15 protein-coding genes are annotated in these 23,105 nt (G+C 63.0%); 7 read left to right on the top strand and 8 right to left on the bottom strand.

The genetic code is table 11. The features are described from left to right. Positions 1-5: 5 nt before the first annotated feature. The 3 genes from PAN31117_RS04370 to PAN31117_RS04360 all read right to left on the bottom strand — a co-directional run bounded on the left by PAN31117_RS04370 (position 6) and on the right by PAN31117_RS04360 (position 5,591). Positions 6-3,191 (bottom strand): efflux RND transporter permease subunit, encoded by a 3,186-nt coding sequence (locus PAN31117_RS04370; RefSeq protein WP_039397929.1) that lies wholly within the window; start codon positions 3,189-3,191, stop codon positions 6-8. Between the two features lie 92 nt (positions 3,192-3,283). Further along, positions 3,284-4,624 (bottom strand): efflux RND transporter periplasmic adaptor subunit, encoded by a 1,341-nt coding sequence (locus tag PAN31117_RS04365; RefSeq protein WP_150737136.1) that lies wholly within the window; start codon positions 4,622-4,624, stop codon positions 3,284-3,286. A gap of 28 nt (positions 4,625-4,652) precedes the next feature. Continuing rightward, a complete protein-coding gene (locus PAN31117_RS04360; protein ID WP_150737135.1) occupies positions 4,653-5,591 on the bottom strand; it encodes an alpha/beta hydrolase in 939 nt (312 codons plus the stop codon). 250 nt (positions 5,592-5,841) lie between these two features. On the opposite strand from PAN31117_RS04360, the gene PAN31117_RS04355 reads away from it, so the two are divergent. Continuing rightward, positions 5,842-6,858: a LysR family transcriptional regulator gene (locus PAN31117_RS04355; RefSeq protein ID WP_150737134.1), complete on the top strand. Its 1,017-nt coding sequence runs from the start codon at positions 5,842-5,844 to the stop codon at positions 6,856-6,858. 185 nt (positions 6,859-7,043) lie between these two features. Here the strand turns inward: PAN31117_RS04355 and PAN31117_RS04350 are convergent, their stop codons facing one another. Further along, on the bottom strand, positions 7,044-7,394 hold the full coding sequence (locus PAN31117_RS04350; RefSeq protein ID WP_150737133.1) for a hypothetical protein: 351 nt from the start codon (positions 7,392-7,394) through the stop codon (positions 7,044-7,046). 12 nt (positions 7,395-7,406) lie between these two features. Here PAN31117_RS04350 and PAN31117_RS04345 point away from each other — a divergent pair, with 12 nt between their 5' ends. After that, positions 7,407-8,894, top strand: coding sequence for a hypothetical protein (locus PAN31117_RS04345; RefSeq protein ID WP_150737132.1), 1,488 nt, complete (start codon positions 7,407-7,409; stop codon positions 8,892-8,894). Positions 8,895-8,915: 21 nt separating this feature from the next. Continuing rightward, complete coding sequence (locus PAN31117_RS04340; RefSeq protein ID WP_150737131.1) at positions 8,916-10,763, top strand: hypothetical protein; 1,848 nt, start codon at positions 8,916-8,918, stop codon at positions 10,761-10,763. A 4-nt stretch (positions 10,764-10,767) separates the two neighbouring features. On the opposite strand, the gene cphA (PAN31117_RS04335) is transcribed toward PAN31117_RS04340, so the two are convergent. Further along, positions 10,768-13,347, bottom strand: coding sequence for a cyanophycin synthetase (gene cphA / locus PAN31117_RS04335; RefSeq protein ID WP_150737130.1), 2,580 nt, complete (start codon positions 13,345-13,347; stop codon positions 10,768-10,770). 172 nt (positions 13,348-13,519) lie between these two features. After that, a complete protein-coding gene (gene cphA / locus PAN31117_RS04330) occupies positions 13,520-16,153 on the bottom strand; it encodes a cyanophycin synthetase (protein WP_150737129.1) in 2,634 nt (877 codons plus the stop codon). 298 nt (positions 16,154-16,451) lie between these two features. On the opposite strand from cphA (PAN31117_RS04330), the gene PAN31117_RS04325 reads away from it, so the two are divergent. The 3 genes from PAN31117_RS04325 (at position 16,452) to PAN31117_RS04315 (ending at position 20,365) form a co-directional block, all read left to right on the top strand. Next, the gene (locus tag PAN31117_RS04325; RefSeq protein WP_150737128.1) at positions 16,452-18,860 is read left to right on the top strand and encodes a cyanophycin metabolism-associated ABC transporter; all 2,409 of its coding nucleotides are present in this window, start codon (positions 16,452-16,454) and stop codon (positions 18,858-18,860) included. Positions 18,861-18,901: 41 nt separating this feature from the next. Beyond that, positions 18,902-19,369: a cyanophycin metabolism-associated DUF1854 family protein gene (locus PAN31117_RS04320; protein WP_150737127.1), complete on the top strand. Its 468-nt coding sequence runs from the start codon at positions 18,902-18,904 to the stop codon at positions 19,367-19,369. Positions 19,370-19,456: 87 nt separating this feature from the next. After that, positions 19,457-20,365, top strand: a complete 909-nt coding sequence (locus tag PAN31117_RS04315) for a recombination-associated protein RdgC (protein WP_150737126.1) — start codon at positions 19,457-19,459, stop codon at positions 20,363-20,365. Positions 20,366-20,493: 128 nt separating this feature from the next. Here the strand turns inward: PAN31117_RS04315 and PAN31117_RS04310 are convergent, their stop codons facing one another. Then, positions 20,494-21,210, bottom strand: coding sequence for an SDR family oxidoreductase (locus PAN31117_RS04310; protein ID WP_150737125.1), 717 nt, complete (start codon positions 21,208-21,210; stop codon positions 20,494-20,496). 209 nt (positions 21,211-21,419) lie between these two features. Here PAN31117_RS04310 and PAN31117_RS04305 point away from each other — a divergent pair, with 209 nt between their 5' ends. Beyond that, positions 21,420-22,046 carry a TetR/AcrR family transcriptional regulator gene (locus PAN31117_RS04305; RefSeq protein WP_150737124.1) on the top strand — a complete coding sequence of 209 codons (627 nt, stop codon included), beginning with the start codon at positions 21,420-21,422 and terminating at the stop codon, positions 22,044-22,046. 27 nt (positions 22,047-22,073) lie between these two features. On the opposite strand, the gene PAN31117_RS04300 is transcribed toward PAN31117_RS04305, so the two are convergent. After that, positions 22,074-22,979, bottom strand: a complete 906-nt coding sequence (locus PAN31117_RS04300) for a LysR family transcriptional regulator (RefSeq protein WP_150737123.1) — start codon at positions 22,977-22,979, stop codon at positions 22,074-22,076. Positions 22,980-23,105: the final 126 nt, after the last annotated feature.

Below are 23,105 nucleotides of genomic sequence, written 5' to 3'. Positions count from 1 at the left end.
ATCCTTCAAACTTCGGATTTGACGTTGGCGGGCATGGTCGAGGCGTGTGCGCTATGCAGCGGCTTCTTGCCCGCCAGCGTACGCAGCAGCACGTAGAACACCGGCGTCAGGATCAGACCGAAACCGGTCACACCGATCATGCCGAAGAACACGGCCACACCCATGGCATGACGCATTTCCGAACCTGCGCCCGTCGACGTCACCAGCGGCACCACACCCATGATGAACGCGATGGACGTCATCAGAATCGGGCGCAGACGCAGACGGCTGGCTTCGATAGCGGCAGCGATGGCCGTACGACCTTGCATTTCCAGTTCCCGCGCAAACTCCACGATCAGAATCGCGTTCTTCGCGGATAGCCCCACCAGCACCATCAAACCGATCTGCGTGAAGATGTTGTTGTCCCCTCGCGTGAGCCACACACCGAACAGCGCGGACATGATGCTCATCGGCACGATCATGATCACGGCGAGCGGCAGCGTCAGGCTTTCGTACTGCGCGGCCAGCACCAGGAACACCAGCAGCACCGAGATCGGGAACACCCACAGTGCGGAGTCGCCAGCGAGGATCTGCTGATACGTCAGGTCCGTCCATTCGAACTTCACACCGCGCGGCAAGGTTTCAGCCGCAATTCGTTCCACGGCCGCCTGTGCCTGACCCGACGAGTAACCCGGGGCCGGGCCGCCGTTGATGTCGGCCGCGGTGTAGCCGTTGTAACGCACCACCATTTCCGGACCGTACGTCGGGGAGACTTTCACCAGCGACGAGAGCGGCACCATGTCGCCATTGACGTTACGCGTCTTGAGCAGGCCGATGTCGTCGGCGTGCGCACGATACGGTGCGTCGGCTTGCACACGGACCTGATACACGCGACCGAACTTGTTGAAGTCGTTCACGTACAGCGAGCCGAGGTAGATCTGCATGGTGTCGAACACGTCGGTGATCGGCACGCCCAACTGCTTGGCCTTCACACGGTCAAGGTCGACGTTCAGTTGCGGCACGTTGATCTGGTACGACGAGAACGTCGGGCCCAGTTCCTTCGTCTGCGAAGCCTTCTTGATGAACGCCTGCGTGGCGTCGTTCAGCGCTTCGTAGCCGAGTGCGCCACGGTCTTCCACTTGAAGCTTGAAGCCGCCGAGCGTACCCAGACCCAGCACCGGCGGGGGCGGGAACACGGCAATGAACGAATCCTTGTTCTTCGCATATTCGCCGTTGAGCTTCGCGGCGATGGCACCCGCCGACAGCGATTTGTCCTTACGTTCGCTGAATGGCTTGAGCGTGACGAACACGATACCGGCCGACGACGAGTTGGTGAAACCGTTCACCGACAGACCCGGGAATGCGACGGCGTTCTTCACGCCAGGGGTCTTCAGCGCGATTTCCGACATATCGCGAATCACCTTGTCGGTGCGGTCAAGCGATGCACCGTTAGGCAACTGGGCGAAGGCGATCAGGTATTCCTTGTCCTGCGCTGGGACGAAACCACCCGGCACGACCTTGCCCAACAACATGGTGACGCCAAGCAGCACCGCGAAGATCGCCATCATGACGGCCTTGCGACCGATCACGCGGGTCACGCCCTGACCGTACTTCTCCGAACCGCGATGGAACACACGGTTGAACGCGCCGAAGAAGCCACCCAGATAACGGTTCATCTGACGCGTGAGCCAGTCCGGCTTGGCGTGATGGTCCTTAAGCAGCAGGGCGGCCATGGCTGGCGAGAGCGTCAGCGAGTTGAAAGCCGAGATCACCGTCGAGATGGCGATGGTCATGGCGAACTGCTTGTAGAACTGACCCGTCAGACCAGACATGAAGGCGAGCGGCACGAACACGGCAACCAGCGTCAGCGCGATGGCGATAATCGGCCCGCTCACTTCACGCATGGCCTGATACGTCGCTTCCTTCGGCGAGAGACCGGCGGCGATGTTTCGCTCGACGTTTTCCACCACCACAATCGCATCGTCCACCACGATACCGATGGCGAGCACCATCCCGAACAACGACAGCGCGTTGATCGAGTAGCCGAAGCCGAGCAGCAGGGCGAACGTACCGACGATGGACACCGGAACGGCGAGCAGCGGGATGATCGACGCACGCCACGTTTGCAGGAACACGATCACCACCAGCACCACGAGGGCAATGGCTTCAAGCAGCGTGTGCACGACGGCTTCGATCGACGAGCGAACGAACTGGGTCGGGTCATACGCGATGCGGTATTCCACGCCCGGGGGCATGTCCTTTTGCAGGTCGGCCATCGCGGCACGGACGTCGTCCGAAATTTGCAGCGAGTTGGCGCCCGGCGACTGGTTGATACCGAGACCGATGGCGGGCTTGTTGTCGAGCAACGAGCGCAGGCTGTACGACGACGCGTCGAGCTGCACGCGGGCCACATCGCTCAGGTGCGTGACGGCACCGTCCGGCGAGGTCTTCAGAATGATGTCGCGGAACTCTTCTTCCGTGTTCAGACGACCACGCGTATTCACGTTCAACTGCAACGGCGTATTCGGACCGGCGGGCGTGGCGCCGATCACACCGGCGGCCACCTGCACGTTCTGTTCGCGAATGGAGCGGACCACGTCCGACGCCGTCAGGCCGCGCTGTGCGACCTTGGCCGGGTCGAGCCACACACGCATCGAGTAGTCACCCGCGCCCCACATCTGCACTTCACCCACGCCCTTGATTCGCGAGAGGCGATCCTTGACGTTGATGAGCGCGTAGTTGCGCAGGTAGGTCATGTCGTAACGGTCGTTCGGCGAGATCAGGTGCACGACCATCGTGAGCGTGGGCGACGACTTGATCGTCGTCACACCCAGGCGCTGCACGTCGTCAGGCAGGCGCGGCAGCGCTTGCGAGACACGGTTCTGCACGAGTTGCTGTGCCTTGTCCGGGTCGGTGCCCAGACGGAAGGTCACCGTCGTGGTGAGGTTGCCGTCGCTGTTCGCCTGCGACTGCATGTACAGCATGTTTTCCACACCGTTGATCTGCTCTTCGAGCGGGGACGCAACGGTTTCGGCGATCACCTTCGGGTTCGCGCCGGGGTATTGAGCGTGCACGACGACCGAGGGCGGAACCACTTCCGGGTATTCCGAAATCGGCAGCTGGAACACGGCGATCAGGCCGGCCAGCAGCGTGAGGACCGAAAGCACGCCCGCAAAAATGGGCCGGTCGATGAAAAATTTTGAGATGTTCATGACGAAACTCTGGGGTGTCGTTCAGCGTGCAATGTTGCTGTGTGCCTGCACGCGCATTTCTCGCATCGGATGCTCGACAGCCGATTGCAAACTTATGAACGCGAAGCCGTTTTCGCCACGGCTTTCGTGGCTGCAACCGATTGCGTCTTGCTGTCGTTTTGCGAAGTCTTCTGTGTCGTCGGCGCGTCGTTGGCTGCTGCGGCTGGCGTCGGGGCAGGGGCCTTGGTGGCGTCTGCCGTACCGGTCGTTGCGACGGCCGTCGGCGCGATGTCGTGCGCGTCGCCCGTGTCGCCCGCCATCTTCACCACCTTCGGCGTGACGGTGTCGCCCGGACGGATACGTTGGAGACCGTTGACCACGATGCGCTCGCCGTCCTTCAGACCGCCGGCGATTTCCACGAGACCACCGTGGCGTTCGCCCAACTGCACTTCGCGGTACTGCGCCTTGTTGGCCTGATCGACCACCATCACGTACTTCTTGCTCTGGTCGGTGCCGACAGCGGCTTCATCCACCAGCAGTGCCGGGTGCGGCTCGCCGCCGCCGACGCGAATCCGTGCATACAGGCCCGGGACAAGCGCGCCATCGGCGTTGTCGAAGCGCGCACGCACGCGGATCGTGCCGGACGTGGTGTCGAAGCGGTTATCCACCGAGTACACCGTGCCCTTGCGCGAATAGCCCGACTCGTTGGCGAGACCCAGATCGACCGGAACGCCGTTCGTTTTGGTGTCCTTCGAGAGATAGCGCAGGTACGTTTGCTCATCGACGTCGAAGGCTGCGTAGATCGGCGAAACGGATACCACCGTCGTCAGTGCGGGCGATTGCGCGCCTGCACTGACGGTGTTGCCCACGGTGATTTCGGCGCGCGACACGCGACCTGCCACCGGCGCCACGATCTGCGTGTAGCCGAGGTTGATGCGAGCCGTTTCCAGCGCCGCTTGCGCGGCCTTCACGTTGGCGACGGCTTCGCGTGCCGCGTTTTCCTTCTGGTCGAAGTCCTTCTTCGCGATGGCGTTATCCGCGATCAGGCGCTGCGCACGCGCGAGGTCCGTGCTGGTGAAGACGTCACGCGCCTGTGCCGACGCGAGTTGTGCCGCTGCGCGGTCGACTTCGGCGGCGTACGGGCGCGGGTCGATCGTGAAGAGGGCGTCGCCTTTCTTCACGAGCTGGCCGTCCTTGAAATGCACGGCGGTGATGGTGCCTGACACGAGCGGCTTGATATCGACGCGATCCACGGCGTCGAGACGGCCGGAGTAGCTCTGCCAGTCAGTGACGGTGCGCGAAAGGACGTTGGCAACGTCGACTTCGACGGTCGGCATGACTTGCGCGGCGGGCGTGCTGGCATCGACGCGCACGACAGTGAGCGTGCCGATGGCCAGGAGCGCGGCCGTAGCGGCAGCGGCGATAAGTACGGGTTTGCGAGCGAGGGTGGTCATTATTGAAATCTCCGGGATCGGATTGGACTCACTGGGTAGAGCCGGTGGCAGGCGGTGCCAGCCGACGTGTCAGGAAGGTGGCCACCTCCCGCAGCGCTGCGGGCAGGGCGGCCAGGCCGTAATGGGAAGCGCTGCGATGGCGCGTGACTTCTGTCGGCACGCCGGCCGCGATGAGTTCGGCAGCGTATTTTTCAGCTTCGACGTGCAACAGGTCGTGTTCGGCGGAGGCGATCAGCGTGGGCGGCAGGCCCGCGAGACGGCGCGATTCCAGCGGTGCCGCGTACGGATGCAGACGCTGCGTCGCGTGTGGCAAATAAGCGCGATAGCAACGGGCGCACTCGTTGGCTTCGATGTCGCTGGGCGTGCGGCCGTCAGCCAGACGCGTCATGCTGGGATCGAGCAGCGGTGCGAGCAGCGCTTGCGCCGACACGGTGATTTCACCCCGATCGCGGGCAATCATCGTGAGGGCGGCGGCAATGTTGCCGCCCGCGTCGTGCCCGGCGACGGCGAGACGGCGCGGGCTGGCGCCGTACCGGCGCGCGTGACGGTGCAACCAGAGGGCTGCGCACCAGGCGTCTTCGGGCGCAGCCGGGAACGGGTGTTCGGGGGCGAGGGAGTAGCCAACCGAGACGACCAGCGCCGGGACGCTCGACGCAAGGTAGCGTGCGGCGGCGTCGCCATCGTCCAGCGACCCTTTGCAAAAGCCACCGCCGTGGAAGTACAGCACGGCGGGCAGATGCGCTTCGAGCGGCACGACGACACCCGGCTGACCGGCATGCGCGTCTGCTGCTCCAGGCGCGGTGAGGCCCACCGGGCGGTAAAGGCGCAGCGTGACCGGGGCGGAATGCCCCGGAATGCTGACCTCTTCGATGCGCAGTCCGTCGTCGGTGCGGGACGGCGTACCGGTCTTACCGGCTTTGCCCGGTGGTGCCGATTTTCCCGAGGGCGACTTGGCGTTGGCTGACATATGGCTTCGGGTTCGCGCGAGCGATACCCCTCTGATGACATTCGATGGAGCGAAGTCTAGAGGCCACGGACATTAGGATAAACGCCTATAATTTGGCAACACTGTTCGGCCAGCTCGACTAATCGGTCTCGGCCTTATGGACATTGGCTTATGCCGTCGACCAATAAGCATATGCAGTTGCGACGGCGGTGAAATTTCGTAGATTTCACCTGTTCGGCCAATGCAACGGTGTCTTCAATGGGGAAATATCATGGATCGCTTGCAAGCGATGCAGGTCTTCACGCGGGTGGTCGAGGCGAACAGCTTCTCGCGTGCCGCCGACAACCTCGGGTTGCCGCGTACCTCGGTGACCACGATCATTCAGAATCTGGAGTCGCATCTGGGCACGCGTTTGCTCCAGCGTACGACCCGTCGACTCAATCTGACGCCCGACGGCGCTGCCTATTACGAGCGCTGCCTGCGCATCCTCGCGGATATCGAGGAGACGGAATCGTCTTTCCGCGAAAGCAGTCAGCGCGTGCGGGGCAAGCTGCGCATCGATATGCCGGGCTCGCTCGGCAAGCTCGTGGTGCTGCCGTCGCTATGCGAATTTCACGACCGCTACCCGGAAATCGAATTGATGGTCGGCATGGGCGATAAGCCCGTCGATCTGATTCAGGAAGGGGTGGATTGCGTGCTGCGTGTGGGTACGCTTCAGGATTCGAGCCTCGTCGCACGACGCGTGGGTATGTTCCAGAGTCTGACGTGCGCATCACCGGCTTACCTTGAGCGCATGGGCATGCCGCATACGCTGGACGATCTTCAGCGCCACACGGCCGTACATTATTTTTCGAGCCGCACGGGCCGGGTGATCGAAGAGCAGTTCGTCGTGGATGGCAAGGAAGTCGAAATCCACATGCAGGGATCGGTCGCGGTGAACGACGCCGAGGCGTATCTGCAACTCGGTCTTTCGGGCTTCGGCACCGTGCAACTGGCGCGCTTCATGGCGCTGCCGTACCTGCAATCGGGCCAACTGGTCGAGATCCTGCACCAATGGAAACCGCCCCCCATGCCGATTTCGGCGGTGTACCCGCATAACCGCCATCTGTCGCCAAAAGTACGCGTATTTGTCGACTTCATCGCCGAAATCTTCGAGCGCTGCCCATTGCTTCAGGGGCTCGATGAAACGGCCGGACAGTGCAAGCCGACCGTGGCCGCAGCCGACGATAGCGATATTCGGTGGGCGGCGTACGGCACGGAAATGTCGCCGCAAGAAGTGGTGGTTTGAGCGATTTCTGCGCGCGTGTGAAATGGCCTCAATGAAAAAATTGGGCCCTTTCATCGCAAACAGATGGGGGGCGTCCTATCCGCCTCCCCGCTCAATACATCCATGCCGTTCTCGACGAATGACTGTCCGCCGTTCAAACCCTCTCTCGATCTGCCCCCGCCGGTCCTTCCCGGCAGCTCCGATTTTCACCGTGCTACCTGCCCGCTGACCGCCCCGAATCCGCTGCCGCGCGAAGGGGTGCGATGATTTCCGAAACTATTCAGGTTCTCAGAAGTGCGCTCCAACCACGCCGGAGTCTCGAATCGCCGTCGGCTTATCTGACGAAGGCGATGAACACCTTGCAGGATCGCCTGCAAACCTGCTCTCCAGGCTCGGCTGAGCTCACCAAAGCGATTGAGCGGGTCGAAGCTGCGTTCACCGGGAACGAAGGCTGGCAATTCATCAAACACTGCTTTGAGCGCGACGTCGATCGCTCGGCGTTCGTCAAGCGCCTCGTGCGCAATCACGTCTCTACGACGCAAGTTGGCCTCGAACACGTTCGTCGCAAGATGTCGGAGGCGCAGCTCGATACCGTCGCCACGCAACTTAGTAGCGCGTTAAGACCGCACATTCGTGAGGAAATCGTCAACCGCTGGGCACATGCCGAAGACACCGGAGTGCACGTGACGGAAGGCGGTTTCATCGCGGTAGGCATTCCCGGCACGGATCTTCGTCTCTCGCTGATGGACGCCGGGCTTTCCCACCAAGGTCTGAATCTGACACAGGCCGAGGTCACCCGATTGTTGCTGGCGCGGCCCGACGGAGCGCCCCCTGGCACGACGTTGCTGGACTCGATGCCAGCGCTCGCGCAGGCGCATGCGTTGGCCAGCTTCCGCATGATCGGCGCGGCGGTCGGTGCCGATGGTAGCTTGCTGCCCGGACTGGACCCCGAGGCCTTACGCAGCGTCGCCGCCGCTGCACACGACGCACTCTCGCAGGTCACCGTTTCGCTGGCGGAAAGAGAGCCGCTGGCACGGTTCTTCCATTGGGTGGGTGACGACCTTCGGGCGGGGCAATCGAGGCAGGCGATCGCGACGATACGCGCGCAAACGTTGCCGCCGGAAAACCTGGGCTCGGACGCGATCGCACGGGGGCTGCTCGCGTCCGGCGAGGATGTTCGAAGGGCGAATGGCTTGCGCGTCGGCGTCGATCGTCACCGCGCGGCATTTCACTACGACCGGGCCGCGCAGCCGCGTCTGGCCGCAGAACAGTATCTGGCTGCGGCGAAAATTTTCGCTGCGGCCGGCGATCGCGTGATGGCCGCCGGACATTATGCGAGCGCTGCGGAAAAACTATCGGCTTGCGAGACATTCACCCCGATGGTGACGGCGCTTGCCCACGCCATCGAGATATATGGGGACGACTTCCGTGCCGTGAGCAAGTTGGGCTCGCGCTGCGCGGAGGTCTTCGCCGGGCGTGGATTTCACATCAGTGCCGCGATGGTCCATGAACTTGTCGTTAACCGTTTTGACGTTCTCGGGCGTAACGCCGGAGTGAATGCTGCGGCCCTTGACGCGCTGATTGCGGATCATGTGGCGAAGGCGGAGGCGGCGTTCGCCGCCGTTGGACTACCTGCGGACGACGAGAATGTTCCCTCCCTGATCCGGGCTGCCATCGATGCGAGACTGGACCGTTTTACGACGGCAGAGGGGCTTCAGGGCGACGGATACCGCATTCTGTTCGAAGACCATAGCGACATGGTCTCGGCAGAGGAATTCGACAGGAACGCACCGACCGAGTGGATATTGTTGCGCAGAGGCGCATCCACGGCACCTCATCAAGTCTATGAATTGATGACCAGCGCCACGCGGCATGCGTTGTTTTCGAGCGGGAGTCCTCACCCATATCTGCGACGGCCATTGACCGCATCGGATTTCATCGATGGCATCGACGCGCTCGACCTGTTGACGGCAGCGACGGTCGTGGCCGGTTCCTACATGCCTGAGGCCACGCGGAACTTGGAACCAAGCGTCACGTCCGAGTGGACGCGGCTGTGACCTGTTGACGTCGTCACCCGTGTGGTCATCCCTGTGCGATGCGAACGCGGGCTGAGACCACACGGAAATTTTGGAATTATGGGTCTTCAAGGCATTACAGCATCGACAAGTATCGCAGCCCAATCGTCATCCGAGGGATCGCGCGAATTGTCGAAAGCATTGATTCGCGCATTCGACGATGAGATCGCGCCCTGTGCGGCGAACTCGTACGCTCTGCACATTGCAATAGACCGTTTTGCATTGGGATTGAGCGCGCCGGATGTCTGGAACGAGCTGCGCAGGTGTTTTCAAGCCGACACCCAACGTTGTTCGATGGTGAACCTGCTCGTCATGCAACACTTGAGTACGTCCGTCAACGGCTTAGCTTACGTTCTCAACTTGTTGCGAAGCACCGAAAAGTTGGTGGCCGCTGCTGGCAAGGTGCTTCATTCACTCACTCCCGAGGTGAGATCCGAGATGGTGAGACGTTGGTCGGATCCGGAGCAGACGTCGGTCTACATGACGCCCAATCAGTTCATCGCAGTGGAAATACCCGGTACCGGATTGCGTTGCCCGGTGATGTGCGTTGGGCTATCGGGGCATGGGTTGTCTTTGACGCAGCACGAGGTGGCGCAACTGCTCACGGCGCGGCTTGAAGAGCGGAGCGACGGCGCGACCGCATTGAGCCTGCTGCCGGGGATTGCAGTGCATCAGCGATACCTGACAGGGCATTTGCTGGCAGGGTTGATCGGTGCAGGCGGGAATCCGTTGGGTGACGTGGATCAGGCGGCGGTACGCAGGCTTGCGATAAGTGTGTTGGATGCCTTCGAAGGCGTTCACGTAACGCCCGAGATTCACGAATCCCTTTGCGCGTTCTTCGATCGGGTGGGCGATGACGAAAGTGCTGCCCGGTCGTTCGGGCAATTGGCAGTGACGCATGAGCGAATGGCGCAAAGTGCCGTTCCTCGGAAGAGTGACGGCTTATATCTGCAGGCCGCCAATTTCCGGTCGATTGCGGCAAGTTACGGTGAGAAGGCGGCGTCCCTCAAGGAGGCGGCGATACAGTATCGCGAGGCCGGTGCCGGCTTTGCGAAAGCTCACGAGTCTTCCCGAGCGCTCGAAAACTACGAGCTTGCCGCGATGACAATGTCCCGTGCCGCCACTGTGTGTGACGTCGAATCGCTGCTCGCCAGCACGCGCGATCTCAGGCAAAGCGATCTGGCGAGCCTGTGCTCGCTTTACGAACGATGTGCTGCGGTTTTCGCCGCTCGGGAGAGGCTCGTCAGTGCGGCGCTGCTGCACATCCTTGCCGCCGATTACCTCGTGGAGCATCGTCCGAAACGTCTCGGCCGCGACGAGGTCACCGCGCTCGCTATGCACCATCGACGTCGTGCACGAGACTACTTCAACGTTGCCGAACTTCGTGGCGCACCACAAGATCTGCGCCAATTGGTCTGGTTCTCGATCGAACGGCGGCTGGACGAACTAACCTCCGAGAATGGGCTGCCGGGGGAAGGCTATGTTGTCAGATTCGTGGACGCGAGCGACATCATCTCGTTCCACGAATTCGAAGCGACGCCAGGCGATGCGTGGGTGCTGATGCTCTCGGGTGAGCGGCCGGACGGCGTTCGAATTTACGATCTCGTGACGGCACACACGATGCGACGACTGGCGCCAGTGCGCGGATTGATGGACGTCATTGTGTCCCGGGGAGAACGGAAGTGGCCGCACCCTATATTGCCTCGCGCGTTCAAGGCCGGGGACTTCATCGAAGGTGCCGGGGTCGTCGACATGATCCTGTCGGCACCTCGCGAGCCGGAAGCGGGCGCAATCCCGGCAAGCCTGTCAGCGTCCGGCACGGAGATTCCGCCGCCAGACGCTTCCCGATAACCGCTTAGCGCGCGCCAGCCTCTGTCACGCGTTGCGCGATGTGTGCCAGCGCTTCGTCCACCTGATCGATGAGGATCAGGCACAGGTCGCCGGGTTGCAGGCGGGCGAGGGCCGTGTCGATGGCGATGAACTCGCCGTTGATCTCGTCGACGTAGCTCGTGCGGCGGGCGTCGACTAGTCCTTCACGCAGCAAGCGGATCACTTCGCCGTCTTCACGGCCGCGCTGGCACTGGTCCTGATAGAGCAGCACGTCGTCGAACGCGCCGCCCAGGATTTCCGTCTGACGGCGAATGTCTTCGTCGCGACGGTCTCCAGCGCCCGAAATCACCACCGAGCGACGACGCGCGGGCATGGTTTCGATGGCCTGCGTGAGTGCGGCAATGGCGTCCGGGTTATGGCCGTAATCGGCAATGACCGTCGCGCCCTTGTAATCGAACACGTTGAAACGGCCCGGGGCCGTGCCAGCATCGTTCACGAAGGTCGCGAGACCGGCGCGAATCGTGGCCGCATCGATATGCAACGCCCATGCCGCACCGATGGCGGCCATCGCGTTCTCGACCTGGAAGCCGATTGCGCCGTTGCGCGTGAGCGGAATCGCCGCCAGCGCGTAGCGGGTTTCTTCGCTGCCGTGCGCCGTCACGATGTGAGCACCGTCGACATAGACCACGCGTTTGCCCTTGGCGCGATGCGTGGCGAGCACCGGATGCGTGGCGTCGGCCGTGAAGTAGGTCACGTCGCCCGGGCAGGCGTCGGCCATGCGCGCGACCATCGGGTCGGCCGCGTTGAGCACGGCCATGCCGCGCGGCGCGACGTTGCGCACGATCACGCTCTTGAGCACGGCAAGGTCTTCGACCGTGTTGATATACGACAGGCCGAGGTGATCGCCCATGCCGATATTGGTCACCACAGCGACGTCGCAACGGTCGTACGCGAGACCTTCACGCAGCAGGCCGCCACGCGCCGTTTCAAACACGGCGGCGTCGACGTCCGGGTGCATCAGCACATTGCGCGCGCTGCGCGGGCCGCTGCAATCGCCTGTATCGATACGCTGGCCGCTGATGTAGATGCCGTCTGTGCCGGTCATGCCAACACGCAGGCCTTGCTGACCGATGAGGTGAGCAATCAGGCGAACCGTGGTGGTCTTGCCGTTCGTGCCGGAGACTGCCACGAGGGGAATGCGGCCATCGTCACCATCTTCGAACATGGTCGAGACGATCGCTTCGCCGACTGCGCGTCCTTTGCCGTACGACGGCTGAAGGTGCATACGCAGGCCCGGCGCGGCGTTGACTTCGACAATGCCGCCTGCCTGATCTTCGAACGGCTTGATGACGGTTTCGCACACGGCGTCGACGCCGGCGATGTCCAGACCGACTTGCTGAGCGGCCGCAACGGCGCGTGCGGCGATTTCGGGGTGGACGTCGTCCGTCACGTCGGTGGCGGTGCCGCCCGTCGACAGGTTGGCGTTGTTGCGCAGAACGATGCGCGCACCGGCATCCGGCACGGAGTCGGCGTTCAAGCCTTGTTTGGCGAGCGTTGCCAGCGCGATGTCGTCGAAACGAATCTTGGTCAGCGACGTGGCGTGACCTTCGCCACGGCGCGGGTCGGCGTTCACCGTCTCGACCAACTGACGTACGGTATGCACACCGTCGCCGGTGACTTGCGGCGGATCGCGGCGGGCCGCGGCCACCAGCTTGTTGCCGATGACCAGCAGGCGGAAGTCGTGACCCGGAATGTAGCGCTCGATGATGACGTCGCGACTGATGTCCTGCGCGGCTTCGAACGCCTTCTCGATTTCTTCGCGCGTGCGCAAACGCACGGCCACGCCCTTGCCCTGGTTGCCGTCGCGCGGCTTGACCACTACCGGGGCGTCGATTTCCTGCACCAGCTTCCACGCGGCTTCGATATCGCGCACGGTGCCGCCCAGCGGCACCGGCACACCGGCGGCGTGCAGCAGCGTCTTGGTGAGATCCTTGTCCTGTGCAATCGATTCGGCCACCGCCGACGTGCGGTCGGTCTCGGCGGCCTGAATGCGGCGTTGCTTGCTGCCCCAGCCGAATTGCACCATCGACCCTTCGGTCAGGCGGCGGTACGGAATGCCACGGGCGACAGCGGCGTAGACGATCGAGCCGGTCGACGGGCCAAGGCGCACGTCTTCGTCCAGATCGCGCAAGCGGTAGAGGGCGTCGGCCAAATCGAACGGACCGTCTTCGAGGGCGGCGTGAATCAGCTGCTGCGCCAGCTCGAAGGCAAGACGTCCCACTGGCTCTTCACTGTACTGCACCACCACCTGGAACGTGCCCGGTTCGATGGTTTGCGTCGTCTGGCTGAAGGTTACCGGGCAGCCGGCGGCGGCTTGCAGATGCAGCGCCGTGGTCGCCAGCGCGTCGGCCAGCGAGACCGGGCGCTCTTCAGCGTCGGGCGTGAGCGCGGGCAGCTCGGGGAAGCGTGCGCGCAGTCGGGCCTCGAAACCGGCCAGATTGCCGATCGAGTATTCCAGATCGGTGCACGTCACGATTGCCTCGATGGCGGTGTGACGGCTCCAGAGGTTCGGCCCGCGCAATGCGCGGATGCGGGAGACTTCCATAAATTGCAATCCCTGTCTGTCCACTTCGCGTCCCTGTATATCTCAATATGGCAGATGCGTGGCGAGAAAAACGACTGTGGCTAGGTATCTGGTGACTATCTATATAGAGACGGCGGTGGCAGAAATGACTGCCGACCGCCGCTCGTCATTCAACTTTCAGTGCCTCAGTGACTCAGGCAGCCAATGCGCGCATCGGCTGACCCATCCACAAATGGACGAGGTCGAGCATCGCGGCTGCACCGCCTTCGTCGGCCTGCAACACGAGCAGATCGCCGCTCGTGAGCTGGGCAAGCGCGGTCTCGGCGGCGGCACGGCGCTCACCGGCGTCCGTTACCTGCACCTTGCGGCCTGCGGCATCGATGCCTGCGCGCAACTGAGCGCGTGACTCGGACGACGCGCGCTTGCGGGCAATGCTCAAGTCGTCGCACAGCACCACGCGCTCGAACGTCTGCGCCAGAAGCTTGCCTTCGGCCTGAAGGTCTTCGTCCATGCGATCTGCGCCCGGGCCGTAGACCACGGAGCGGCGCTCGGCGGGCAGGGTGGCGAGGGCGGCAGCCAGTGCGGTGAGGGCCGGGGCGTTATGCGCATCGTCGACGATCACCGTCGCGCCTTGCTTCTCGAACAGCGTGAAGCGGCCCGGGGCATCGACCTGACCGACATCGAACGTCGTCACACCGGTGCGCAGGATATCCAGCGCCACGCCCATCGACCATGCGGCGGCGACGGCGGCCAGCACGTTCTCGATCTGGAAGGCGACACGTCCGGCGTAGGTCAGTGGCATATTGGCCGTTGCACCGACGGCGGCTTCTTCAGTGCCGGTCGCGAGGATCACTTGACCATCACGCACGAAGACGGCGCGCTTACCGGCGGCGCGGTGCGCCACGATGGCCGGGAGTTGCTCGTCCAGACCGAAGAAGATCACGTCGCCGTCGCACAACTCGGCCATTTCCACGACCAGCGGGTCGCGGGCATTGAGGACCGCCACGCCGTCGGGCAGCACGACATCGACTTGCGTACGCAGCACGCTGAACATGCGGTCGACGTCCTCGACGAAGTTGTGGCCGAGGTGATCCGGACGGTCGATGTTCGTGACGATGCCAACCTGACAACGGTCGTAGGCAAGGCCCTCGGACAAAATGGCAGTGCTGTCGTTTTCGAAGACGGCGGCCGTCACGCTGGCATTCATCAGCACGCGGTTCGCGGCGTCCCAATTGGCGCGGTCGCCGCCTTGCACCAGACGCTTGTCGAGGAACAAGCCGTCGCTGCATGCGAGACCCGTATGTTCGCCCGCCAGTTGCAGCAGGTGCGTCAGCAATCGTGCGGTTACCGTCTTGCCGTTTGTGCCGGTAATACCGACGACCGGAATGCGGCCCGCGTCGCCATCGGGGAACAGATGGTCGACGATGGCGCGGCCGACCGGACGCGGTGCGCCGTCGGCCGGTTTCAAGTGCATGAGCAGGCCGGGACCGGCGTTGACTTCCACGATCGCGCCGCGCTGTTCGGCGAGCGGACGGGAAATGTCTTCGGCGACCAGATCCACGCCAGCGATGTCCAGACCCACGATGCGGGCGGCCAGCGATGCGTGCGCGGCCACGCTCGGGTGAACGCGGTCGGTCACGTCGAACGCGACGTTGCCGTTACGCTGGATCAGGACGTTCTTGCCTTCCAGCGGCACGGAGTCGGCGTCGAAACCCTGACGCTTCAGTTCGAGGCGGGCCGATGAATCGATGCGCACACGATTGAGTGGCTGGTCTTCGGCGCTGCCGCGACGCGGATCGCTGTTGATCTGGATCTCGATGAGTTCCGAGACGGTGTGCTTGCCGTCGCCGGTCACGGAGGCCATTTCGCCCATCGCGGCGGCCACAACGCGACCGCCCACGACCAGCAGACGGTGTTCCAGACCCGTGACGAAGCGCTCGACGATCACGCCGTTGCCTTCTTCGAGGGCCACGCCGAACGCGGTCGTGACTTCTTCTCGCGTGGTGAGATTGATGAACACGCCACGGCCGTGGTTGCCGTCGTACGGCTTGACGACCACGGGCAGGCCGATGTCCTCGGCGGCTTCCCAGGCGTCTTCCGCGCTGTCGACCAGACGGCCTTCCGGCACGGGCACGCCGCACGATTCGAGCAGTTGCTTGGTCAGGTCCTTGTCGCGCGAGATGCTCTCGGCGATGGCGGGGGTGCGGTCGGTCTCGGCCGTCCAGATGCGACGGGCGGCAGCGCCGTAACCCAGTTGCACCAGATTGCCGTCGGACAGACGCAGATGGGGGATGTCGCGGTCGTCGGCGGCGTCGACGATGCACGCCGTGCTCGGGCCGAGACAGTGTTTGTCGACCAGGCCGCGCAGTTCTTCGACGGCGGCTTCAACGTCGTAAGGCCGGTCTTCGATGGCGGCCATGACCAGATCGCGGGCCGCAAACAGGGCGGCGCGGGTCACGTCTTCATGCCAGGCGCGCACGATGACCTTGTAGACGCCCGAAATCGGGGTCTCGCGTGCCTTGCCGAAGCCGCCGGGCATGCCGGCGAGGTTCTGAAGTTCGAGCGTGACGTGCTCGAGAATGTGGCCGGGCCACGTGCCTTCGCGAAGACGCTGAAGGAAGCCGCCGCGCTCGCCGATGCTGCAGCGGTGTTCGATGAGCGTCGGCAGCCATTCGGACAGCCGCTCGGGGAACCCCGGGATCTTGTTGGACGGGAACTCTTCCAATTCCCCGATATCGACCCATGCCTCGAGCACCGGCCGATACGTCCACATATTCGGTCCGCGAAGCGACAGGACATCGAAAATCTCAATGTCTTTCTTTTTCATCTAAGGCTTTAATTCACGCGTCAGGGCTGGTACACAAAAGCCGGCAAGGCCGATTTCATGCGGCACAGCCGGTCGCGCTCTTTCAGTTAACTGGATGCTTAACGCAAAAAATCCGTAAACGGTTGACACCCGCAACAATATTTCGATGTTGCACCGTGTCATGCGGGAACTCCGTGCCGCAAAATGCATCGCTGTGGTTATACTTGCGGCAATTTTGCGGACCTGACAGGGAAAGTCCGCGTCGATTCTTCTCCGTTTGCCTCGATGTCCGCCCCTTGAGGACACGTCTGCCGCATCAATGACCGACACCTCCGCCGCAACCCCGCCCGACGCCTCTGCGGATTCGCCCGCGCAAGCCTCCCCTGTGTCTTCCGCTTCCGCCCGGAACGCCGCGGCTGAACCGTGGTATCCGGATCTCGCCGCGCAACTTGCCGACGGGGAGACGGTGCTCGCCTGGCTGCCCATCGATCTGGACGCGCAGTTGCACTTCGCCCGGGGCGTAGTGGTGGCGACGGAGCGTCGGGTGATGGCGCGTGACGCGCGGCGCGACGGCGGGTCGAATCAGTCGCCGTGGCAATCGTGGCCGTATCATGCGGGGCTGTCGCTCACGCATACGGACCACGCGGGCGTTGGCTCGCTGGAGTTGTGCGATACGCGTCAGAAGCTGGTGAACTGGCGTTACACGCTCGGTCACAATCCGGCGGCGCTCACGCTGATGGACACGATCGTGCGTCAGCGCGACATCCATGTGGCGGGTCACGCAGCGGTGCATGAGGCGGAAGAGGCGGGCGTCTGCCCGATCTGTCAGGCGGAACTGCCGCCCGGGGTGGACGAGTGCCCGCAGTGCAATCCCGAGGTAGAAGCCCCACCGTCGACATGGGCTTTACTCCGCTTGTGGCGTTTTGCCCGACCGTATCGCTTTCAGTTGTTGGCGGGTTTCCTGCTGACGCTTTGCGCTACGGGCGCGACGTTGATCCCGCCGTATCTGACGATGCCGCTTATGGACAACGTGCTGATCCCGTTCCAGAACGGCAAGCCCATCGATTACCACCTGGTGGGAATGTATCTGTCCGGCTTGCTGGGTGCCGGTCTGGTTGCGTGGGTACTCGGCTGGGCACGCACGTATCTGCTCGCGAAGGTCTCGGAGCGCATCGGCGCGGACCTGCGCACGGCGACGTATTCGCATCTGCTGCGGCTGTCGCTGGAATATTTCGGCGGCAAGCGCACGGGTGACCTGATGGCGCGTATCGGCTCGGAGAGCGATCGCATCTGCGTGTTCCTCTCGCTGCATTTGCTGGACTTTGCGACCGACGTGCTGATGATCGTCATGACGGCGGTCATTCTGGTGTCGATCAATCCGTGGCTGGCTGTCGTCACGCTCTTGCCGCTGCCATTCATCGCGTGGCTGATTCATCTAGTGCGCGATCGTCTGCGTCACGGCTTCGAGAAGGTCGACCGGATCTGGTCGGAAATCACCAACGTGCTCGCCGACACGATCCCGGGCATTCGCGTGGTCAAGGCGTTTGCGCAGGAAAACCGCGAGGTCGCACGCTTCAAGGAAGCCAACCGCCACAACCTGATGGTCAACGACCGGGTGAACAAGGTCTGGTCGCTGTTCACGCCGACGGTGACGTTCCTCACCGAAGTGGGCCTGCTGGTGGTCTGGATCTTCGGTATCTGGCAAGTCTCGAAACACGAAATCACGGTCGGTGTGCTGGCCGCGTTCCTCACGTACATCAGCCGTTTCTATACGCGCCTGGACTCGATGAGCCGCATCGTCTCGGTCACGCAAAAGGCGGCCGCCGGCGCGAAGCGCATTTTCGACATTCTCGATCACGTCTCGAACGTGCCGGAGCCGGTCAATCCGGTGCATCTCAAGGAAGTGCGGGGGGCGATCGACCTGCGCGACATCGGCTTCCGCTACGGCAACCGCGCGGTGATTCGCGGCATGGATTTGCGTATTGCGCCGGGCGAGATGATCGGTCTGGTCGGCCACAGCGGCTCGGGCAAGAGCACGCTGGTGAACCTGATCTGTCGCTTCTACGATGTGGCCGAAGGTTCGATCCAGATCGACGGCGTTGACATTCGCGCGCTGCCGGTGTCGGACTTCCGTCGCAACGTCGGTCTGGTGTTGCAGGAGCCGTTCCTGTTCTTCGGCACGATTGCCGAGAACATCGCTTACGGCAAACCTGACGCAACGCGCGCCGAGATCGTCGCAGCAGCCCGCGCAGCCCATGCGCATGAATTCATTCTGCGTTTGCCGCACGGCTACGACTCGCTCGTAGGCGAGCGTGGTCAGGCGCTGTCGGGCGGCGAACGTCAGCGTATCTCCATCGCCCGCGCGCTGCTGATCGATCCGAGAATTCTGATTCTCGACGAGGCGACGTCCTCGGTCGACACGGCCACGGAGAAGGAAATTCAGAAGGCGCTCGACAACCTCGTCAAGGGACGCACGACCATCGCGATTGCCCACCGGTTGTCGACGCTGCGCAAGGCCGACCGGCTCGTGGTGCTTGATCGCGGCAAGATCGTCGAAGTGGGCAACCACGACGAACTGATCGCCCGCGAAGGCGCGTACTACAAGCTCTATCAGGCGCAACAGCGTAATGTCGATTCGGATATCGACGAGGTCGTCGCCTCGGCCGAAGCGGCCGCCACGGTCGCGGCGGTGACCGCCGCGCCGGCACAGCCGCTGTCCATCAATTAATCGCCGACTGACCGTCAACAGAACCGTTCGCGAAGACTTTTATGCAGATCGATTTCACCCTGACGCGCAACGCCTTCGGCCGTTTGGTGCTGACCGACGCCGAGGGCGTCGCCCATGAGGGCGTGGTGCCCGTGCGGGCCTTTCCGATTGCTGCGCCGGACGAAGGGCTGGCGCTCGTGAGCACGGAAGGGCGCGAGCTGGTCTGGCTCGACTCGCTCGACGCGCTGCCAGCAGCCATGCGCGTGCTCGTCTCGGAGGAGCTCGCCGCGCGTGAGTTCATGCCCGAAGTGCTGCGCATCAAGGGCGTGTCGACGTATGCGACGCCCAGCACGTGGACCGTCGAGACGAACCGTGGCGAAGCGTCGTTCGTGCTGCGCGGCGAAGAAGACATTCGTCGTCTCGGCGGACAGACGTTGCTCATCACCGATAACCACGGCATTCACTTCCTGATTCGCGACACGGGCACGCTGGACAAGCCCAGCCGCAAGATTCTCGACCGCTTCCTGTAACGTCTGGTTGCACGATTCGGGTTAGCGCACTTCGCTGCACCTCGGCACACTGGTAAAATCCATGCTTTTGATTTTGCGGTGATGCCGATGTGGTTCAAGAATCTTCAGTTGCACCGAATTCCTGCCGGTTGGTCCATGAGCGTCGCGCAAATGGAAGAGGCGCTCGAAAAGCACGCCTTCCGTGAGGGTGGCAGCCTCGAAATGCAAGTGCAGGGTTGGGCGCCGCCGCGCGATGGCGGCGAGCTCGTGCACAGCATCAATCGTCAGTTCCTGCTGGCCTATCGGGCCGAAAAGAAGCTGCTGCCGACGACCGTCGTCAATCAGGTGACGCGCGCCAAGGCCGCTGAGCTTGAAGAGCAGCAAGGCTTCAAGCCGGGGCGCAAGCAGATGCGCGAACTCAAGGAGCAGGTCACGGACGAGTTGCTGCCGCGTGCGTTCGGCATTCGTCGCGACACGCGTGTGTGGATCGATCCGGTCAATCGCTGGCTGGTTATCGACGCTGCGTCGCCCGCCAAGGCCGACGAAGTGCGCAGCTTGCTGCTCAAGACGCTGGACATCGTCCTTGAGAACGTCGAACTCAATGAAGCGCCGGTGTCCGTGATGACGTCGTGGCTGGCTGGCAATGAAGCGCCGTCCGGTTTCACCGTCGATCAGGACGTGGAATTGCGCTCGAACACCGACGAGAAGGCGGCCGTGCGTTACGTCGCACACCCGCTCGACGGTGCGGACGTACGTCAGCACATCGAAGCCGGCAAGCGCTGCACGAAGCTGGCGATGACGTGGAACGACCGCATCTCGTTTGTACTGACCGACGCGTTCATCATCAAGCGCATTACGCCGCTCGACATCATCAAGGACGCTGCCGACCCGACCGCGGAAGGCGAAGCCGAGAAGTTCGATGCCGACGTCGCGCTCATGACCGGCGAACTCGCCCGCATGCTCGACGATCTGGTCGAAGCCGTGGGCGGTGAACGTCAGATGGACAAGGCGGCCTGAGCTGGCTAAACGGGAGCGCCGGTGAGCCTTGCGGCTCGCCGACGACTCACTCGAGACAAATCGCCGCGATACCTGAAAGGGTGTCGCGGCGTTTTTGTTGGCGAGCGCGTCATCTCGCGATGACTGTTTCAGGACTGCGCTTCGGCTTCCAGGTCGATCAGATAGACGCCCTGCGACAGTCCTTGTTTGACCTGGCGCGTGGCGTCGTCGACGCTCACTTCCAACGCGCCCGCCTCGATGGCCTCGTAAGCCTGACGCACGACGTCGGACGGCGCGCTCTTCTCCGCGTCGATGCCGCTTGTGAGATCGGTGTCGATGTAGCCCGCGTGCAGGCCGATCACCTGCGTGTTCTGGGCGCTCAGTTCACGGCGGACACCGTTCGTCAGCGACCACGCGGCCGATTTGGTAATCGCATATTCAGGAATGTAGCTCGACGTGATCCAGCTCACGATCGACAACACGTTAAGCAACGCGCCGCCGCCATTGCCGCCGAGGACGGGGGCGAATGCCTGCGTCATGGCCAGCACGCCGAACAGGTTGGTTTCGAGCGTTTCGCGCAATAGCTCGGCGGCGCCGGGCTTGGTCAAGCCTTGGGTCGGACGAGCCATCCCGGCGTTGTTGATGAGCAGGGTCACGTCGCCGGCGAGTCGCGCGGCGGCGGCCACGTCATCCGGGTTATTGACGTCGAGCTTGACGGGAATGACACCCGGCAGCGTCACCTTCGACGGATCGCGCGATCCTGCGTAGACCTTCTTCGCGCCGAGCGCCAGCGCCTGTTTGGCAAATTCGAGGCCGAGGCCACGGTTGGCGCCAGTCACGAACACAACCGCATCTTTGATCTTCATTTCACTGCTCCAGCAAGGTAATTGGGCCGCGCCAGTCCGGTGGACGGCGTACGGTTTCGGCTATACTTCATGACAATTGTGATCGCCATCGTCATTTGCGATGCATTGTGCCGACTCTGTTGGGTTAATGTCAATGGTGATCGACATTGTCTTTTTCGATGAGTCCGATAGCGGCGATTGCGGCGTCGTCGGACGAGGAGCGTTAAAAAATGGGTATTTCCAGAGAGCAGGCCGCAGAGAACCGCGAGGCGATCGTCAGCGCGGCCGACCGGTTGTTTCGCGAGCGTGGCGTCGATGCGGTCGGGCTGACGGCGTTGATGAAGGAGGCCGGTTTCACGCAGGGCGGCTTCTATAACCACTTCAAATCGAAGGACGCGCTTGTCTCGGCCGTGATGGCGCGCGCGATGGCCGCCAACGAAGTGCGAATGGCGCAAGGCATGGGGGAGGCGTCGGCGCTTGGAACGTCGGGCGATCCGGCCGCCCCGTCGAAGGTCGGCGTCGAGCAGTATTTGTCGACGGTGCATCGTGACGATGTGGCGTGCGGTTGCCCGGTTGCCGGATTCGCAGGCGACGTGCCGCGCATCGGCGAGGAGGCGCAGGCGTGTTATGCGAAGGGGCTGGCGACGTCGCTCGAACGGATGACGGCGGCAGGCGTTGCCCGGGGACTAACGCAGGAGCAGGCGACGCGCAATGCCATGGCGCGATTCTCGCAGATGGTCGGTTCATTGATCCTGTCGCGCGCGGTGGTCGGTGCCGACCCGGCGCTATCCGAGGCGCTGCTGGCGGCGGGACGTCAGGCGATTGAAGCGTCCGACGCGAGGCGCGCGAACGACTGAGTGCCGGCGCTGACGAAGCAGCGCGCTTCAATCCTGCGACCAGCGCCACGTCGCGCGCAACTGGTCGCGCAGGAAGTCGATGAACACCCGCGTGCGCGGCGCAACATGACGGCTATGCGGGTATACGGCGTGCAGTGGCGCGGCCGGAATCCGCAGCGACGGGAGCACGCGTGCCAGTCGTCCCGCCTGGATATCGTCGCCGACGTCAAAGATCGATTTCTGTGTGATGCCTGCGCCATGCAGGGCGAGTTCGTGGGCAGTGTCGCCGTCGTCCACGACGTACGTATCTGGCACTTGCACGCGCAATGTTTCGGATTGCGATACGAATCGCCAATCGCCGTGAGGTGAATTACCGAACAGAATGCAGTCGTGCTGCCGCAGATCGCCGACGTCCTTTGGCGTGCCGCGTCGTTTCAAATACTCGGGCGAGGCGACAAGCACCCGGTAATTGGGGGCCAGTTCCTGCGCGATAAGGCTCGAATCGGGCAGGGTGCCGACGCGAATCGCCACGTCGATGCCGTGCGCGACCAGATCGACCCACAGGTCGCTCAGCGATAGATGCACCTTCAGGTCCGGATGCCGTTCGCGAAACGCAACGAGGAGCGGCGTCAGATGGCGACGGCCAAATGCGCGCGGTGCGCTGATGCGCAGCACCCCGCCGACGGTGCCCGCCTGACGCGTCATCAGCCGTTCGGCCTCAGCGATTTCCGCCAGAATCCGCTGGCAGCACGCGTGAAATACCTGCCCGTCTTCGGTGAGCGCCTGTTTGCGCGTGGTGCGATTGAGCAGCCGCACGCCAAGGCGCTGCTCCAGCAGCCCGAGCCGTTTGCTCACGACAGCGAGTGACAAGCCCAGCTCGCGCGCGGCTGCCGACATGCTGCCGGTAGCGACAACCCGGTCGAAGAGCGTGAGATCCAGTGTTTGGTCGATCATCGCGGTGAGATTATCAATAATTTGGAGAGAGTGATTCAGTTGTGCGAGGGATTATCGTCTTGAGCGGTAAGGATCACAATAGCCTCACGACGTTGCTGCCGAGTTGCGACGTCACGGTTGTTTTCC

Origin of the sequence: Pandoraea anapnoica (assembly GCF_902459765.1) — a bacterium.
Taxonomy (GTDB): domain Bacteria; phylum Pseudomonadota; class Gammaproteobacteria; order Burkholderiales; family Burkholderiaceae; genus Pandoraea; species Pandoraea anapnoica.
This window is presented reverse-complemented; position numbering and strand designations above follow the sequence as displayed.

Coding starts and splice junctions, on each gene's coding strand:
- PAN31117_RS04370 (WP_039397929.1), bottom strand. CDS start 3,191: ATGAACATCTCAAAATTTTTCATCGACCGGCCCATTTTTGCGGGCGTG.
- PAN31117_RS04365 (WP_150737136.1), bottom strand. CDS start 4,624: ATGACCACCCTCGCTCGCAAACCCGTACTTATCGCCGCTGCCGCTACG.
- PAN31117_RS04360 (WP_150737135.1), bottom strand. CDS start 5,591: ATGTCAGCCAACGCCAAGTCGCCCTCGGGAAAATCGGCACCACCGGGC.
- PAN31117_RS04355 (WP_150737134.1), top strand. CDS start 5,842: ATGGATCGCTTGCAAGCGATGCAGGTCTTCACGCGGGTGGTCGAGGCG.
- PAN31117_RS04345 (WP_150737132.1), top strand. CDS start 7,407: ATGTCGGAGGCGCAGCTCGATACCGTCGCCACGCAACTTAGTAGCGCG.
- cphA (WP_150737130.1), bottom strand. CDS start 13,347: ATGGAAGTCTCCCGCATCCGCGCATTGCGCGGGCCGAACCTCTGGAGC.
- cphA (WP_150737129.1), bottom strand. CDS start 16,153: ATGAAAAAGAAAGACATTGAGATTTTCGATGTCCTGTCGCTTCGCGGA.
- PAN31117_RS04325 (WP_150737128.1), top strand. CDS start 16,452: ATGACCGACACCTCCGCCGCAACCCCGCCCGACGCCTCTGCGGATTCG.
- PAN31117_RS04320 (WP_150737127.1), top strand. CDS start 18,902: ATGCAGATCGATTTCACCCTGACGCGCAACGCCTTCGGCCGTTTGGTG.
- PAN31117_RS04315 (WP_150737126.1), top strand. CDS start 19,457: ATGTGGTTCAAGAATCTTCAGTTGCACCGAATTCCTGCCGGTTGGTCC.
- PAN31117_RS04310 (WP_150737125.1), bottom strand. CDS start 21,210: ATGAAGATCAAAGATGCGGTTGTGTTCGTGACTGGCGCCAACCGTGGC.
- PAN31117_RS04305 (WP_150737124.1), top strand. CDS start 21,420: ATGGGTATTTCCAGAGAGCAGGCCGCAGAGAACCGCGAGGCGATCGTC.
- PAN31117_RS04300 (WP_150737123.1), bottom strand. CDS start 22,979: ATGATCGACCAAACACTGGATCTCACGCTCTTCGACCGGGTTGTCGCT.